This window comes from Ignavibacteriales bacterium (genome assembly GCA_026390595.1).
GTDB lineage: Bacteria > Bacteroidota > Ignavibacteria > UBA10030 > UBA10030 > UBA9647.
Genome location: JAPLFQ010000022.1, coordinates 72,581 through 88,742 on the forward strand (window position 1 = coordinate 72,581; position 16,162 = coordinate 88,742).

General features: G+C 55.2%; 11 protein-coding genes. 8 read left to right on the forward strand and 3 right to left on the reverse strand.

The window, feature by feature from the left end; all coding sequences use genetic code 11:
- Window positions 1–46: 46 nt before the first annotated feature.
- From NTU47_11700 to NTU47_11710, 3 genes are all read left to right on the forward strand, one after another.
- Complete coding sequence (locus NTU47_11700; GenBank protein ID MCX6134468.1) at window positions 47–958, forward strand: universal stress protein; 912 nt, start codon at window positions 47–49, stop codon at window positions 956–958.
- Between the two features lie 220 nt (window positions 959–1,178).
- On the forward strand, window positions 1,179–3,152 hold the full coding sequence (gene tkt / locus NTU47_11705; GenBank protein ID MCX6134469.1) for a transketolase: 1,974 nt from the start codon (window positions 1,179–1,181) through the stop codon (window positions 3,150–3,152).
- Between the two features lie 33 nt (window positions 3,153–3,185).
- On the forward strand, window positions 3,186–4,496 hold the full coding sequence (locus NTU47_11710; GenBank protein ID MCX6134470.1) for an MFS transporter: 1,311 nt from the start codon (window positions 3,186–3,188) through the stop codon (window positions 4,494–4,496).
- 125 nt (window positions 4,497–4,621) lie between these two features.
- Here NTU47_11710 and NTU47_11715 read toward each other — a convergent pair whose 3' ends face one another.
- Together NTU47_11715 and NTU47_11720 are read right to left on the reverse strand one after the other, a co-directional pair.
- Window positions 4,622–5,329: a hypothetical protein gene (locus NTU47_11715; protein ID MCX6134471.1), complete on the reverse strand. Its 708-nt coding sequence runs from the start codon at window positions 5,327–5,329 to the stop codon at window positions 4,622–4,624.
- A 17-nt stretch (window positions 5,330–5,346) separates the two neighbouring features.
- Window positions 5,347–6,858, reverse strand: a complete 1,512-nt coding sequence (locus tag NTU47_11720) for a bifunctional UDP-sugar hydrolase/5'-nucleotidase (protein MCX6134472.1) — start codon at window positions 6,856–6,858, stop codon at window positions 5,347–5,349.
- Between the two features lie 98 nt (window positions 6,859–6,956).
- Here NTU47_11720 and NTU47_11725 point away from each other — a divergent pair, with 98 nt between their 5' ends.
- From NTU47_11725 to NTU47_11735, 3 genes are all read left to right on the forward strand, one after another.
- Window positions 6,957–8,597 carry an alkaline phosphatase family protein gene (locus NTU47_11725; GenBank protein ID MCX6134473.1) on the forward strand — a complete coding sequence of 547 codons (1,641 nt, stop codon included), beginning with the start codon at window positions 6,957–6,959 and terminating at the stop codon, window positions 8,595–8,597.
- 299 nt (window positions 8,598–8,896) lie between these two features.
- Window positions 8,897–9,217: a hypothetical protein gene (locus NTU47_11730; protein MCX6134474.1), complete on the forward strand. Its 321-nt coding sequence runs from the start codon at window positions 8,897–8,899 to the stop codon at window positions 9,215–9,217.
- Window positions 9,218–10,207: 990 nt separating this feature from the next.
- On the forward strand, window positions 10,208–10,747 hold the full coding sequence (locus NTU47_11735) for a transposase (GenBank protein MCX6134475.1): 540 nt from the start codon (window positions 10,208–10,210) through the stop codon (window positions 10,745–10,747).
- 367 nt (window positions 10,748–11,114) lie between these two features.
- Here the strand turns inward: NTU47_11735 and NTU47_11740 are convergent, their stop codons facing one another.
- A complete protein-coding gene (locus NTU47_11740) occupies window positions 11,115–12,128 on the reverse strand; it encodes a hypothetical protein (protein MCX6134476.1) in 1,014 nt (337 codons plus the stop codon).
- A 295-nt stretch (window positions 12,129–12,423) separates the two neighbouring features.
- On the opposite strand from NTU47_11740, the gene NTU47_11745 reads away from it, so the two are divergent.
- Both NTU47_11745 and NTU47_11750 read left to right on the forward strand, forming a co-directional pair.
- Entirely contained in the window at window positions 12,424–14,184 is a 1,761-nt protein-coding gene (locus tag NTU47_11745; protein MCX6134477.1) for a hypothetical protein, read from the forward strand.
- A 365-nt stretch (window positions 14,185–14,549) separates the two neighbouring features.
- A complete protein-coding gene (locus NTU47_11750; GenBank protein MCX6134478.1) occupies window positions 14,550–16,100 on the forward strand; it encodes a serine hydrolase in 1,551 nt (516 codons plus the stop codon).
- Window positions 16,101–16,162: the final 62 nt, after the last annotated feature.

Below are 16,162 nucleotides of genomic sequence, written 5' to 3' on the forward strand. Positions count from 1 at the left end.
CGGCCGTGGCGATCGGGTCCACTTACTTCTCGCCTGCTGAGGTCACATGTACAAGCTCGAACGCGTGCTTTGTCCGACAGATTTCTCTCCTGCCTCGATCGAAGCGATCCGCTTTGCCTCGTTCCTCGCTCAGAACGCTGCATGTCAACTCACGTTGATCCACGTCGACGAACAGGAAAAGAACCCCCTCGGCTTTTTCGAGAAGGACGAACAAACCATCAGCCATCACCACGAGGAGGTTTCAGCATTTGCGCAAGGCAAGTTCGCCGAGATCGTGAAACAGGAAGGTCTCGCGCCTGAACGAACATCGTTGCTCGTACGCTTTGGGACGGCGTATCACGAAATCGTTGAAGTGGCAGAGGTCAACCGCTTCTCGCTCGTTGTCATCGCCACCGAAGGACTTGGACGATCATCGCCGCACCTGATCGGTAGAACCGTAGAGCGAGTGGTGCGACTTTGCCGCACACCCGTCATAACGGTGAAGCCGAGACAGGAAAAGCCGACCAAGAAGATCGAGACGATCCTCTGCCCGACCGATTTTTCTGAATACAGCAATTTTGCCATCCCCTACGCCGTTTCGATTGCGCGCACCTATGCAGCGAGAATCATCCTCGTGCATGTCACAGACCTTACCGTTCAGCACCCCGAAGCACTTCTGCAAAAATTTCCAGACCCGCGATTCTACCACGACGAGGCTGATAAGATCCAGATCGAGAAAATCGTTGGAAGGGACGTCGAGCCGGAAAACACGATCGTTCGGCTTGCTGAGGAATACCAGGTCGATCTCATCGTCATCGGTACGCACGGAGCGCGCGGCATGCGACGGGTCCAGATCGGCAATACCGTGGAAGAGGTCGTGCGCCGCACAGCATCACCGGTTCTGACGATCACCCACCCGATTCACAAAGCCGTCTTTCCCCGCAGATTCAAGGAAGACTATGCCGGAGATCAAAACTAGGGGGGCGTGCAAAAAAGGGGGTCACAGAGGCTCAAAGATCTCCAGGACGACTACGAATGTGCACTTCCGTCCCAGGTTCGGGAAATCTCTCTTTGTTCTTTTGAATTTGCGCCAATCCTTCTCTATCTTCGACGCACACCGGAATTTCTATTTTCGACTGTGACCACAACACAATTCAGGAGATACTCCTCTGAGCACGACAGCAAACGACCAACTGTGCATCAACACTCTTCGCACATTGTCCATGGATGGTGTCCAAAAAGCAAATTCGGGCCACCCCGGCATGCCGATGGGTGCTGCCCCCATGGCCTATGTGCTTTGGACCCGCCATCTCAAGCATAGTCCAAGCAATCCACATTGGTATAATCGGGATCGTTTCGTCCTTTCTGCCGGTCACGGCTCAATGCTCCTCTACAGCCTTCTTCACCTCGCCGGCTACGATCTGACTCTGGACGATCTAAAAAACTTCCGGCAGTACAAGGGCAAGACTCCCGGCCATCCGGAATATCACCTGACCCCCGGTGTTGAGACGACCACCGGACCTCTCGGGCAGGGTTTTGCCAACGGCGTCGGGATGGCGATCGGCGAAAAATACCTCGCTGCCCGTTACAACCGGCCGAATTTTGAAGTCGTGAAGTACCGGGTCTACGGAATCGTCGGCGACGGCGATCTGATGGAAGGCGTCTCGTCGGAGGCAGCCTCGCTCGCGGGACACTTGCGGCTGGGAAACCTCATCTACCTGTACGACGACAACCACATCAGCATCGACGGGAGCACGAAGCTTGCCTTCACCGAAGACGTGGCAAAGCGATTCGAAGCGTACGGATGGCACGTTCAGATCCTGGAGGATGGAAACGACGTCGACGCGATCCAGAACGCGATCAAAGTCGCAGAGGAAGAAACGAACCGCCCGTCGCTCATCAAGATCCGGACCCACATCGGATTTGGAAGTCCAAACAAGCAGGATACGTCGGAAGCGCACGGTTCCCCGCTGGGCGAAGATGAAATCCGGCTGACGAAGAGGAAACTCGGATGGGATCCGGACAAACAGTTCTTCATACCGCCCGAGGCGCTGCAGCATTTCCGCCGTGCCGTGGAGCAGGGGAAGAAATGGGAATCGCTATGGAAAACGATGTTCGACAACTACCGACGCGCCCACCAGGACCTGGCGAGCGAGTTGGAACACGTCCGGGAGCGCAACTACGGAGACGCTTGGAAGAACGCTCTTCCCTCCTTCAGCATCGAAGCAAAAGCAATGGCGACGCGTGACGCGTCGGGCAAAGTGCTGAATGCCATCGCTGCTCACCTTCCGACGCTCCTTGGCGGCTCCGCTGATCTTGCGCCGTCGAACAACACGATGCTCAAAGACATTCCTGAATTCCAGGCAGGCGTTTACACGGGACGTAATTTCCACTTCGGCGTCCGCGAGCACGCCATGGGTTCGATTCTGAACGGCCTCGCGCTCACCGACGGTATGATCCCGTACGGCGGGACGTTCCTTGTGTTCTCTGATTACATGCGCCCACCGATCCGGATGGCGGCCCTTATGGGCATCCGGCCGATTTATGTTTTCACGCACGACAGCATAGGCCTCGGCGAAGACGGACCGACACACCAGCCCGTCGAACAGTTCGCAGCCTTGCGTGCGATCCCGAATATCACGTTCATCAGACCCGCCGATGCAAACGAAACGACTGCCGCCTGGAGAGTCGCAATCGAGCACACAACGGGACCCGTTGCACTCGCATTGACAAGACAGAAAGTCCCAATCATCGACCAAGCCAGGTACGCCTCTGCAGACAATTTGTCCAAGGGCGCCTACATTCTGGCTGAGAACTCCAAGACGCCGAAGATCATTCTTATTGGCACCGGCTCCGAAGTCCAGTATGTGATGGGAGCCTACGAACAGCTGGTGAAGGACCAGGTGCCGGCGCGGGTGGTCAGCATGCCGTCGTGGGAGCTCTTCGAGAAGCAATCGAAAGAATACCGCGAATCGGTCATCACGCCGTCGGTCAAGAAGCGGCTGGTAATCGAAGCCTCGATCGCGATGGGGTGGCACAAGTACGCCGGCGATGAAGGCGTCATTATCGGGATGACCGGCTTTGGGGCTTCTGCTCCATACGAATTGCTCTACAAGGAATACGGCTTCACGGTCGACAACGTGCTGGCGAAAGCACACGAGCTTCTCGGCTGATCCCCCATCCACAATGCCATAACTCGATCCACTATGCCGAACACTGCCTCAGAACGCCCCGTCCACAGTGCCGCGTTCAAGCGCCGCAGGGCAATCAACTGGTTGACCCTTGGCGTCACGTACGCTGCGATGTACATGGGTCGATACAATCTTTCGTTCGCTAACAAGGCCCTCTCCGATACCTACGGGTGGGATAAGACACAGATTGGCTCGATCATATCGATCGCCCTGACGATCTACGGCGTGTCGGCGTTGTTCAACGGTCCGGTTGCCGATCGGATCGGGGGAAGGAAGGCGATGCTCATTGGCGTCTTCGGAGCCGTTGTTTTCAATATCGCCTTCGGCCTGGGAGCGTACATCGGGTTTCTGGGAACGGGCACCGTCCTGATCGGGTATTTTGCCACAGCCTGGGCGCTGAACATGTATTTTCAGTCCTACAGCGCGCTGTCGCTCATCAAAGTCAACTCAAGCTGGTTCCACGTTCGCGAGCGGGGAGTCTTCTCCGCCATCTTCGGCTCAATGATCCAGAGCGGCCGAGCATTGATCTTCGTGATCGGTGGCTTTGCGGTCACCGTGCTCCCCTGGCAGTGGGTGTTCTTCATTCCCGCGGTGATCATGTTCACCATGGGAATCTTTACTTACAAATTCGTCCGTGATACGCCCGAGGAAGCCGGCCATCCACCGTTTGATACGGCAGATGCATCGAGCGGCGACACGGACAAAGTCGACTTCAAGTATCTTGCGAAGAAGGTCTTTACGAATCCGGTTACGCTCACCATTGCAGCGGCCGAGTTCTGCACCGGGTTTGTTCGGCACGGGTTCGAGCAGTGGTTCCCCCGCTATATGATCGAGGCCCAGCACCTGACGCTGGAATCGAGGATCTTCCAGGGAGGCGCGCTTGTTGTCGTTCTCGCCGGCATTCTTGGGGCATTCGCTGCAGGCACGATCTCGGACTGGGTTTTCAAGTCGCGCAGGCCGCCCGTGGCCTTCATCGGGTACTTCCTTCAGATCATCTGCCTGGCGATCATCTGGAGGTCACCGGGACTTGAATGGATTATCGGAGCGTTCGTCGTCAACTCCTTCGCGATCAGCATGGTTCATTCGATGCTTTCCGGAACGGCCTCCATGGACTTCGGCGGGAGGAAGGCAGCAGCAAGCGCCACGGGGATGTTCGACGGCATGCAGTACATCGGCGGCGCTGCGGTCGGGTCTGGCATGGGCTGGATGCTCGAGCGTTTCGGGTGGGGTGCGTGGGGACCAAGCATGATCGGCTTCTCGCTCATCGGTGCGATTCTGATGATCAAGCTCTGGAAGGTTGTGCCGAAAGGGAGCGGGGGGCACTAAGAAGACCGCGGCTGGCAGTCAGCCATCAGCGTTCAATCAACGAAAAGGCGAGAGCAGAAGCTCTCGCCTTTTTTTCTTCCTGAGAAAGAGGTCAATCCCGACTGCCGATTGCTGAACGCTGACAGCTATTTCTTCACCCCCCACAGCTTCTTCGTTACTCTTTCCAACTCCTCCCCGATCAGTTTCGGATCCAGCGTTTTCTCCGGCATGTTCTCAAAAACACCGTACGGGATCTTGAAACCTTTCACCTCGATGAAGTTCGGGTCTTTCGCTTCCAGCTTGTCCCAATCATTGGTTTTGTAGTAGAAGTCCATTTTCTCGTCGGGAAGAGAATGGAACAGGATCGAATCCTCCTGCCCTTTGCGGGCGCGGCGATGGTTCTTGCGGACGGACTCTTCGTACGAAACCTTGATATACATGAGGTGTACACGCCGGAGAATGTCTTCATGCAAATAACTCAACGCCTCGTGAATACCATTATCGCCGCCGCGGGCAAATTCGACAAGCGTTGTCTTCTTGTCGTGATAATTGGGATCGCGGGCGAGTTTCTTTCTGTACTCGAGATTGATCCGCTCCATGTAGAGGTTCCAGATAAAATGGTCTTTGAACCAGTATTTCTCATCCGTCCAGATCCGCGGCTTGCCGTGCTTGGTGAGCATGTCGTCGATCTCGAACGTCTCCCAGACGTAGACGAAATCATCCAACTCTTCGAAATCCGCGATATGAAATCTCTCCAGCCGCTCCTTCGGATCCGCCTTCCTGAGGAAGTCAATGACTTCAGACTTACCGGCCGCAGGTCGGCCCGTGATGATCAGAATGGGAAAATTGTTCATGCTCTCTCCATGATTGACTACTTGATTTCTTTGAAAGGTCTCTCTGCTTTTGCTTCAACAGTTTTCATTTCGCGGACTCTCTTCTCCACCGCGTTAAACACCGTCTCGTTCATATAGGTAAGCTGAGGGGCGTCAATCCCGAGATATCGCTTCGCTTCACCCATCAGATAATCGCTTGCGGCCCCGGTGTAGGTCGCATTCAGGTCCACCGGCTTTCCGTTGATGAGGAGTTTCAGAATCTCAACGTCACCGGACGCGCTTTTCTTCCATTCGCACGAGAGGCCAGCAATGATGATGCCGGGACGGCCGTTGAGATAATGCAGCACCATGGTCTGGACCTGTTTTCCGGTGAGATCGAACTTCATCAGCAGATTCCTGAATGGGAGAACCTCGAACAGATCCTGTTTGGTGATGGGCCCGGGCGAAAGCTTTTTCCGGACGCCGCCGTTGTTCATGAACCCGAGATCCGCGTGCGCCGCATCGCGCTGCGCGGCGGCGAGAAATGCGCCGAGGCCGGCTTCGGGCTGGTCGCTGGTCGGGTCAGCCACCCATGTACCGATAACCTGACTGTACTCCCGCTTGATCTCCGTATTGAAGGAATCCACGAGTGCCGTCACGACAGTTCTCCGGTCCGAATGATACCAGAGTTGATTCAGATTACCGTCCCATCGTGTCACTGTTTTGTTCTCGATCGTCAGGTCGAGCACGCCGAGGTTCTCGGCGTTGGACCCCGCCTGGGCGATGATGACACCGTTGACATACTTTGGTTTCTTCAGCCGCGTGTGCGAGTGTCCGCCGATGATCACATCCAGTCCCTTGACGTTCGCGGCGAGAACCGAATCGTCATCGACGCCTGTGTGCGTAAGCGCAATCACCAGGTCGGTCTGTGGACGGAGGAAGTCGATCATCCTCTTTGCCTCGGCGAGATACGGAAGCAGCTTCACTCCCTTCGCGCTGTTCACGCTGACGAGACTGTAATACTCCTGCGACATCACTCCAAAGACCCCTATCTTCAGCCCGTTCTTCTCAACGATGACGTATTCCTTCCGTGTGATGGGGAGACCGGACTTCTCATCGACGAGGTTTGCCGTGAACACAGGAAACTTCGCGATCGAAGCGAGTTGCAGGAAGTTTGCGTACGATATGTCGAAATCATGATTCCCCGGTTCCCAACCCTCGTATCCCATCAGGTTCAGCATTTCAACGAGGGCACCCCCTTCCGCCCCCTTGTAGACGCGGTCGGTAATCGGGTTTCCGGTCATGAGGTCGCCTGCATCGAGCAGAAGCGTCGCGGATTTGGTCTTCCGCACGCTGTCGATTGTAAACGCAAGTTCATTGAATCCGCCGACGAGGGGTTTCGGAGTCGTCCGTACCCAATACGCTTCGTGCGGAAGGAAGCTGGCGTGCATGTCGTTTGTGTGCAGAATCGTAATCTGTTTCGGCTGCGTAAGAACCGGCAGCGAAACGAGGATGAGGGTTGTAAGGATGAAGGTGAACAACCTTGCGGTACGGGATCGTGTGGAGATCATAGATGTGATGGACCGGGAATCGTGTGGAAACAGTTAGTTTGGGAACGCAAGATACTGAGAAATTTGTTATGTTGGAACAGATGCATACCCGCAAAAACATGCACCCATTCCTAGCCGAGGGATTGTACCCTGTGAAACGTGCCGTGTTGTTCCTGAGTATCCTGATTGCCAGCGCCGTCATTGCGGCGGAGGCATCCGAACGCCCAAAACTCGTCATCTACATTTCCATCGACCAGATGAAGGCTGAATACCTTGATTGGTACAAGGCCGAATTCATTGGCGGATTCAAACGGTTTCTGAAAGACGGAACCGTCTTCACAAACGCCGACTTGAACTTTGCTCCAAGTGAAACCGGCCCGGGCCACGCTGCGCTTGGAACCGGAGCATATCCTGCGCACAGCGGGATTCTCTCGAACGAGTGGCTTGATCCCAAGTCCGGCAGTCAGGACTACTGTGTCCAGGACTCGTCAGCTGGAAAAGTCGATGGAGAAGGGGGCGGAGTCTCGCCGCGTATGCTCATGGTCACGGGGCTGGGGGACTGGTGGAAACAGGCCATTCCTCACTCCAAAGTGGTATCGGCATCGATCAAGGACAGGGCAGCAATCCTCATGAGCGGCCAGCATCCCGACTACGCCTTTTGGTACGACAGGAAATCGGGGCATATGGTGACATCCGACTACTATGTGCGCCACCTGCCGGAGTGGGTGAAGACATTCAATGAAGAAGATTGGGTCCAGCACAACTTGCCCGATGCATGGACGAAGCTTCTGCCTGACTCAATGTACACCAAGTACGGCCCGGATGAATTGCCGGGCGAGCAGCAAACAGACGGCTCGACATCGTTCCCGCATGCCTATCCGCGCGAGAAAAAGAAATCGCTGCTTCCGTCGGGCCCGTTTGGCGACGCTATGGTGCTCGATTTTGCGCGCGCGGCCGTGCGGTCGGAACAACTCGGCCAGCGCGGCGTCAGCGATCTGCTCACGATCAGCCTCTCGTGCGCAGACTACGTGGGCCATGCATATGGAGGCAACAGCCACGAGTTGATCGATCTGATCATCCGGCTCGACCGGGCGCTCGGTGAGTTCTTCGCGGACATGGAGAACATCGTCGGCGCCGGAAATGTTCTTTTTGTGTTGAGCGGTGACCATGCCGCGATGCCGCTGCCCGAGTATCTATCATCCGTCAAGCACACAACGGGCCGGCGGGTTCTCGTTCGGAAAGAAGTCTATCCGAAGATCGAAGCCCTTGATCAGAAACTTCAGAGGGAGCTGGGGACGAGGGACCACATTATCAAGTCGAACGCTTTCCTGAACTATGCGGCGGCCTCAATGGCAGGTGTCGATTCTGTTGCGCTGGAGCGACGGGTGAAAGAGGGACTGCTGCGCATCGACGGAATCGCCGGAGTCTATTTCCGCCGCGAGATCCTGCACCCGGCGAGCAGAAACAAACCGTTCGTCGGGTATTATCAGAAAGGGTACTATCCGCCCCGAGGCAGGGATTTCTTGATCCTCCCGCGCAAGAACTACCTTTTCACGACATCAACGACAGGAACCACCCACGGCACCCCCTATTCGTACGACACACATGTGCCGATGCTCTTCCTGGGCAAGGGAATGAAACCAGCCAGAATCACAAACCCGGCCCAGACGGTTGACATTGCGCCGACAATCGCCCGTCTCATGGGCATCCCGTTTCCGAAGACTGTCGATGGCATTCCTCGAAAAGAGCTTGTGAGGTAGGGATTACCAGGAGAATGTGCCAGCCTTCGCTGATCCGCCCTCTCAGGATCGAGGGCCCGGGAGGATACTTCCTGGCAGAGAGCGTGAATTGACGATCTTGTCCGGTCATCAATGATGATTTCCCTCTTTCCTTTTTGAGCGGTGTTTTCTACATTCCACTGAGACCCCGCACCGCATTTGAAATCACCTCCTCTCGCTCGTTATGGATCATATCGCACCACGGCCCATGAACGATACACCGCAATCACACTTCGCGCTCCAAGAGAAACGATGCACACCAACCATCAGGAGGAAGCACCATGGCTCATACCTATGAAGAGCTTCACAAGATGACGGCTATTCAACTTCGTGTCATTGCCGACGGCATCGACGATGAATCACTGAAGGGGCACAGCGTGATGCACAAGGAGCAGCTGCTGCCGATCCTGTGCAAAGCGCTCGGCGTCACGGTCCCGCATCATCACACGGTCGTACAGAATAAAGGCGAGATCAAGGCAAAGATCCATGCGTTGAAGAAAGATCGGGGAGCAGCAATCGAAAAGAAGGACTACAAGAAACTTGAGGCAATACGGGACGAAGTACACAAACTGAAGAGAAAGTTGAGAAAAGCGATGGTGTAGGGGGGGGGAGCAGTGTCCGATCCGCGACCGGACTGACAATAGATCGCTCAATGTGCAAAGGGGCGCTGGCTTGCTCTTCCAGCGCCCCTTTTTGTATTTTGCGAAGCAGTTCTTCCAGAGTCAATGAGCGGAGTAGAATTCCGCCATGGGTCTTCTTCGACAGTCCAACCTGCCCGAACCATGCTTTTTGGGGCAGGCGGGCTGACGAAAAACAATCCTAGCCTGAACTCGACTCGTCTACCAACGCCGCCCTCTCCTGTTGTCCGACAGTTGTACTGTCGGACTGACCTCATGCGAGAGTTCCACTCTCGCTCCTTGCCGAATAGTCGCCAGGGCGTTGACACTGTTTCCCTGGAGTGAAACTCCAGCATGGGCCTTCTTCGACAGTGTAACTGTCGAAGAACAACAGGCCGTTCACTCCAGCGCCGCTTCTGCCGTCGCAACAACGTTTATCCTCGACTCACACGAGAGTTCTACTCTCTAGCCCTTCCCAAAGCGTCAATCGTTTCAAGTAGCACGCTATCACCAGAACCTCTATCTTGATGATAAACCCATTCGTGCCGTTGATCTCCCGGAGCACAACTCCGGCATGGATCCTTTTCGATAGTGCAACCTGCCCACCGGATCCTTCATCTTGGGCAGGGGCTGTCGAAGAACGACAGACTCTTGGTGTCAGCCCAATCTTCTGTTGTCCGACTGTTGTACTGTCGGACTCGACTCAAGCGAGAGTTCCACTCTCGGTCCTTGCCAAACAACCGCCAGGTCGTTGAAATCGTTTCCCTGGAGTAAAACTCCAGCATGCGCCTTCTTCGACAGTCTAACCTGCCCGCCAAACCATGCTTTTTGGGGCAGGCGGGCTGTCGAAGAACAGCAGGTTGTTGCCACGACGCTTCCCCCAAGTCGCAAACGTTGTCCGACAGTTGTACTGTCGGACTAACCTCATGCGAGAGTTCCACTCTCGCTCCTTGCCCCACACCCTGTGAGTCCGGCATGAAAAAGCCATGGACATTCGATGATTCGAATTCCCTTTTCTTCTGCACTGACGTCATTGTCGGATGGCAGTACGTTTTCACATCAACCGAGTTCTTCGAGACGATCATCGATTCGCTCAAATATTGCCAGGAGAACAAAAGCCTCAGATTGTTTGGATATGTTGTCATGCCAAACCATGTACATTCCATAGTCTCTGCCGCACAAGGTAACCTGGCATCAATCATACGAGATTACAAACGGCACACGTCCTGGAGGATCTCAGAACTTCTCGGAGAGGCAAGAAACAGGCGTTTGCTAAAGTACTTTCATACGGTTGCAAGACGGGAGGATAGGGGAAACGAACACAAGATCTGGCAAAGCGGAAGTCACCCCGTATTGATCGAGAGCAGCCATTTTTTCGAACAGAAGCTGGAGTACATACACAACAATCCGGTCACCAAGGGTTATGTTGAAAGGCCTGAAGATTGGAAGTTCTCAAGCGCGAGGAACTATGCTCTAGGGGATAACTCCATCATCAAGGTCGATTTCTTGGAGTGAAACTCCGGCTTGGGCCTTCTTCGACAGTGTAGCCTGCCGAACCATGCTTTTTGGGGCAGGCGGGCTGACGAAAAACAATCCTAGCCTGAACTCGACTCGTCTACCAACGCCGCCCTCTCCTGTTGTCCGACAGTTGTACTGTCGGACTGACCTCATGCGAGAGTTCCACTCTCGGACAGCGGGAAGTGAATTGCTCGTGAGGTTGCTCATCCTGGAGTATAACTCCAGCATGAGCCTTCTTCGACAGTGCAACTGTCGAAGAACAACATTGCCGAATAATCGCCAGGGCGTTGACACTGTTTCCCTGGAGTGAAACTCCAGCATGGGCCTTCTTCGACAGTGTAACTGTCGAAGAACAACAGGCCGTTCACTCCAGCGCCGCTTCTGCCATCGCAACAACGTTTTCCGGCGGCACGTTGGGAAGCAGCGCCTCGTGGCTCGGGCTCACAATCAGCCGCGGCCCCAGTAAGTTCTTGATTCGCCGGACCTCCGCCCTCACTCCCTCCGGCCCGGAATTCACCAGCACATCCTGCGTGTCAATACCGCCAAGGAATGCAATACGTCCGCCGAACTCACTGGCAAGCGTCTGCGCATCCATATTCGCCGCCCGCGCCTGCAGCGGATGGAGACAATTGACGCCGGCATCGATGAGCCGGCCTATGACGCGGTGGACCGATCCGCACGAATGCAGGATGACCTGGTAACCGTGCCGGTGTGCCTGATCGGTAAACTTCCGAAACCAGGGAAGAACGAATTCATCGAACACCTCCGGCGCAAGGATCAGGTCCCGCTGCGTTCCGAAATCATTGCCGAAGAAAAACCCGTCCATCGAATCCCCCGCCTGCGTGAACAGCTGCCCGTTTGCCGCGTGGTAGAACCCGCAGACCCGATCGGTCACGGCGTGCACAATCTCCGGATGCGTGTACATCTTCGTCAGATAATTCTCGGCGCCGAAGATATCCATCACATTATGGAAGAAAGGCGTCCAGAATCCACCAGCCCGGTAGAATTCACCCGCGTTGTTCATGGTCTGGAGGCATTCGGTGAGGTCGAGGTACTTGATGTCCGGCCAGTCGTACGACTCCACTTCGTCCAGACTCTCACACTCCGCAAGCGGACCGGGTTCCCCAAGGTATTTCTTGTATTTCCACAGGTCGAAGATCCCCTTCCCGTCGGGATGCTGATAGCTCGATTCGATGAAGAGCGGCGTGATCCAACGGAAATCATCGCCGACTGCGCGTTGGAGCCCCTCAAGCGTGGAGGTGCCAAAGTACTTGTGATAGATAGGCAGTGTGTCGGGATGCGGATTTCCCAGCCAGAACCCGCAGCGGTCTGCCGGCTTTCCATCGATAATATTGCGTATGCGTTCGCGGCTTGTCATATGGTCCTGATGCAAGGAAAGTAATCATTCAAAATCTCTCCCGCAACCAGCGACGTAAGCTGGCATCGGCCCACATTGACACTAGTTTTCAACGCGGAGGCGCTGAGTTCGCAGAGAAACGCGGAGATCTTCCTCTATTTTCAACCCTCTGCGATCATCCGCGTGCTCCGCGGCTCTGCGATGAAAGATCAGGGCTGAAGATACACCCCGCGAATTTCTTGAATATCGCCCGACAAGTATCTACATTGGCCTCACACGTCACAGTGCCTCCCCTCCTCACAACCGGCACCCAACAATGAACTTCCATCCGATAGACCTCACCATCATTGCAGTCTATATGTTGATTACTCTCTCACTTGGATTTCTTGTCCGGCGCAGAGCAGTGAAGAGGCTTGAATCGTACTTCCTGGCCGACCGGAGCATCCGATGGTGGATGCTTGGGCTCTCCGGGTGCTCAAGCTACATCGATATCGGCGGAACGATGGTGATCATCGGCATGATGTTCTATGTCGGCCTGAAGTCCGTCTGGGTGACCCACGTCTTCTGGGGCTTCTTCATGATGGCGTTCTATATGGCCTTTCAGGCGAAATATATCCGCCGCTCCGGTGTGATGACACTCGCCGAATGGAATGAAACCCGCTTCGGCCAGACACGAGAGGCGGAATACGTGAGACTCGCTACCGCGACGTTCCTGCTCTTTCTCATGGTGTTTAATTTGATCTACCTGGCAGTCGGCACGGGCAAATTCGCCGAGGAGTTTCTCCCGTTCTCACGCGGGACATCGACATTTCTCGTCTTCGCTGTTGTCGGCGTTTACGTGACCGTTGGCGGCTTCTTCGGCGTCGTGCTCACAGATATTTTCCAGACCATGCTCATCGCCATCGGCACGATCGTTTTGACGGTGATGGTGTTTCAAATACCGGAGACAGCGAATCTCCTCGCTATGAAAGATCCGGCCTGGAGCACCCTGGCCCCTTCCTGGACGCTCTGGACTTCCTACGCTTCTCAAACCCCCGAGAGTCACCTACACTATTATCATTTCGGACCGATCATGCTTGCCGGACTAAGCTGGCTCGTGTTCAAAATTCTCGCGGGACCGGTGGTGTGGGATTTCACGTTCTTCCTGACTACAAAGAACCCGCGTGAAGCATCGCTCGCAGCCGGAATGTGGACAGTCGGACACACGCTTCGATGGTTCCTCGCAGGCTCATTTCTCTTCCTGGGCATCTTCTATCTTGGGTCCAGCGCCGATTTTGATGCCGAAAAGATCATGCCGCTTGTTCTCAAAAAACTTCCTGTCGGGCTTTCGGGCCTCTTCATGGCTGTCCTCCTTGCAGCCCTGATGTCGACGATCAGCGCCATGGTAAATGTCACAAGCTCGGTGATCCTCAACGACTTCCTGAAGCGTTACTTCGCGAAGAACATGCCCGAGAAGCAGCTCATCCGTCTCGGCATGGCGGCATCCATCATTACCGTCACGCTCGCGTTTTCGTTCAGCTTTCTGTATGACAAGATCATCTCCATCTGGGAGCTTATGATCTTCGTGATCCTGACCATGATCCTGCTCCCGGGGACGATGCGTTGGCATTGGTGGCGCTTCGGCTCACGAGCCTTCGTCTGGAGCATGGCGGGGACAGGATGCATCGCTCTCGCTCAGAAGCTCATGTTTCCCGGCTGGCCCACGCACACAGCCATCGCAGTCAATGTCATCGCATCATTCGTGCTGACGGTAATCGCCACGTTTCTCACCAAGCCGGCGGACACAGAACTGCTTGTGAAGTTCTATGCGAAGGTTCGCCCGTTCGGATTCTGGAAACCGATCCGGCTAGAAGCCGAACGCCGGGGCCTCGTACCGGTGAACGACAAGATGCCATCCATCGACCTGATGAACGGCTTCATCGCATCGCTCTTTCAGCTCACGCTCGGAATCATTCCGTTTTACATGTTCCTGAGGAAATGGGATCAGGTCTTGCTCTGGTCCGGGATTTGCATCGTCGTGACGATTGTTCTCTATTTCACGTGGTATAAGAACCTGCCGTCGCCTGATGAAATCTAGAACACTCTCAAGTCCTGACGGCTCAATACGACATCAAAGCCGCCACCCACGGCCTGACCGAAACAACTCAATGAACGAGACGTCCCCTCTGGAGCTGGGGGAAGCGGGAGGTGAGAGGGGAGCAGAGGGGTGTGTGTTTCTGACCTGCGCCTCGAACAACTAAGGCACACACCGCTTCCGCCCAACATGACGGCGGACGAGTCCATCCCCTCTCCCCTTCTCACGAGCGACCGCACAGAGGGGACTGTTTGAACCGAGCGAGACATTTCATGGGGACCAAATGCGCTGCACTGACTCATAAGTGCGGTTCGTGTGTTCGGATATTTGAGAATCTTGGATCTTTTCATACTAGATCGGAAAATCTAATGATCAAACGAACCAACCCAACCCGAATCGCGTTGCTGTTCATCATGCTCTGCATTGGCATCCTCGATGTTCACGCCCAACGCCTCCCTCTCAAGGGATTCGACGCGTACGTTCAGAAGGCCCTTCAGGACTGGGGATGTCCGGGGCTTGCCATAGCCATAGTAAAGAACGACAGCGTTGTCTTTGCCAAGGGATATGGCGTGCGTCAGATCGGAGGCACCGCCGCGGTCGATGAGAAAACAATTTTCGGCATCGCTTCCTGCTCGAAAGCGTTCACCTCGGCATCCGTTGCGATCCTCGCCGATGAAAAGAAAATCCGGTGGGACGATCCGGTGACGAAGTATCTCGACGGATTTCAATTGTACGATCCGTACGTGACCAGAGAGATCACCGTCCGGGATCTCCTCTCGCACCGGAGCGGCCTCCCTGCATTCGGCGGGGATCTGATCTGGTGGGGATCGACCCACAGCCGGGAGGAGACTCTCAAGCGCATCCGTTCTGTGAAGCCAGCAACGAGTTTTCGGAGCCGATACGCGTATCAGAATATCATGTTCATCGCCGCCGGACAGGTTGTGTCGGCCGTGGCCGGAAAGCCGTGGGAGGAATTCGTGAGGGATCGTTTTTTTGTCCCACTGGGAATGCACTCGTCAAGCACCAGCGTGAAAGCACTGGAGGGAATCGGGGATATCGCCACACCTCACATGCGAGTCGGAGGAAAAACCCGAGCGATCGCATGGCGGAACCTGGACAATGGCGCTCCGGCAGCCGGCATCAATTCGAACGTACTCGACATGGCTCGCTGGATCCGCCTGCAGCTGGGTCACGGCACGTTCGAGCGAAAGCAGATTTTCAGTTCGGCAGTCAGCGAGGAAATGTGGTCACCTCAAACCATCATTGCATCTTCCACGCCTGAGCCTCCGCTTCCATCATTCCTCAAGGGACGTTTCAATGCATACGGCCTCGGCTGGAGCCTCGGCGAATACCGCAGCCGATTCTTCGTGCGCCATTATGGCGAAGATGACGGGATGTCTTCTGTTGTTGGCTTGCTCCCCGAAGAGAAACTCGGCGTTGTGATCCTCACGAATTTGCACGTTACGTCCCTGCACACCGCGCTTCTCTACCGCATCTTCGATGCATTCCTGAAAGCCAGGCCGGAAGATTGGAGCGCGTTGTACCTCAAAGTGCGGACAGATGCGGAAGCGAAGGCCGCGGCGGAGGACACTGTCGCAGAAAAGGCGCGGGCACGCCATTCCCAGCCATCTATCCCCCTGAGCCGGTATGCGGGGAAATATTCAAACACGACGTACGGTGACGCAACGGTGAACGAGGAAGGTGGAAAGCTCGTTGTGCGATTGAGCGCCTCACCGACGTACATCGGGGACCTCGAGCACTGGCAGTACGATACGTTTCTTTCCCGATGGCGCGATCCGGTGGCCGAGAAGACCTTGGTGTCATTCACATTGAATGCCGACGGAGACGTCGATGAGATGAAACTGAAAATCGCCGATTTCATTGATTTCGGAGAATATCTGTTCAAACGCTCAAAGTAGTTTTGTTAGGATTTTTCTCGTATCTTGATGAGGGGAAGTCGGAGTTCATGCTCCGGCGACTC

Bases quoted from the DNA above. Each gene is read 5' to 3' on its own strand.
- NTU47_11715 (MCX6134471.1), bottom strand. From the start codon at position 5,329: ATGAACAATTTTCCCATTCTGATCATCACGGGCCGACCTGCGGCCGGT.
- NTU47_11725 (MCX6134473.1), top strand. From the start codon at position 6,957: ATGCACCCATTCCTAGCCGAGGGATTGTACCCTGTGAAACGTGCCGTG.
- NTU47_11735 (MCX6134475.1), top strand. From the start codon at position 10,208: ATGAAAAAGCCATGGACATTCGATGATTCGAATTCCCTTTTCTTCTGC.
- NTU47_11750 (MCX6134478.1), top strand. From the start codon at position 14,550: ATGATCAAACGAACCAACCCAACCCGAATCGCGTTGCTGTTCATCATG.
- NTU47_11740 (MCX6134476.1), bottom strand. From the start codon at position 12,128: ATGACAAGCCGCGAACGCATACGCAATATTATCGATGGAAAGCCGGCA.
- NTU47_11710 (MCX6134470.1), top strand. From the start codon at position 3,186: ATGCCGAACACTGCCTCAGAACGCCCCGTCCACAGTGCCGCGTTCAAG.
- NTU47_11720 (MCX6134472.1), bottom strand. From the start codon at position 6,858: ATGATCTCCACACGATCCCGTACCGCAAGGTTGTTCACCTTCATCCTT.
- NTU47_11745 (MCX6134477.1), top strand. From the start codon at position 12,424: ATGAACTTCCATCCGATAGACCTCACCATCATTGCAGTCTATATGTTG.
- NTU47_11730 (MCX6134474.1), top strand. From the start codon at position 8,897: ATGGCTCATACCTATGAAGAGCTTCACAAGATGACGGCTATTCAACTT.
- NTU47_11700 (MCX6134468.1), top strand. From the start codon at position 47: ATGTACAAGCTCGAACGCGTGCTTTGTCCGACAGATTTCTCTCCTGCC.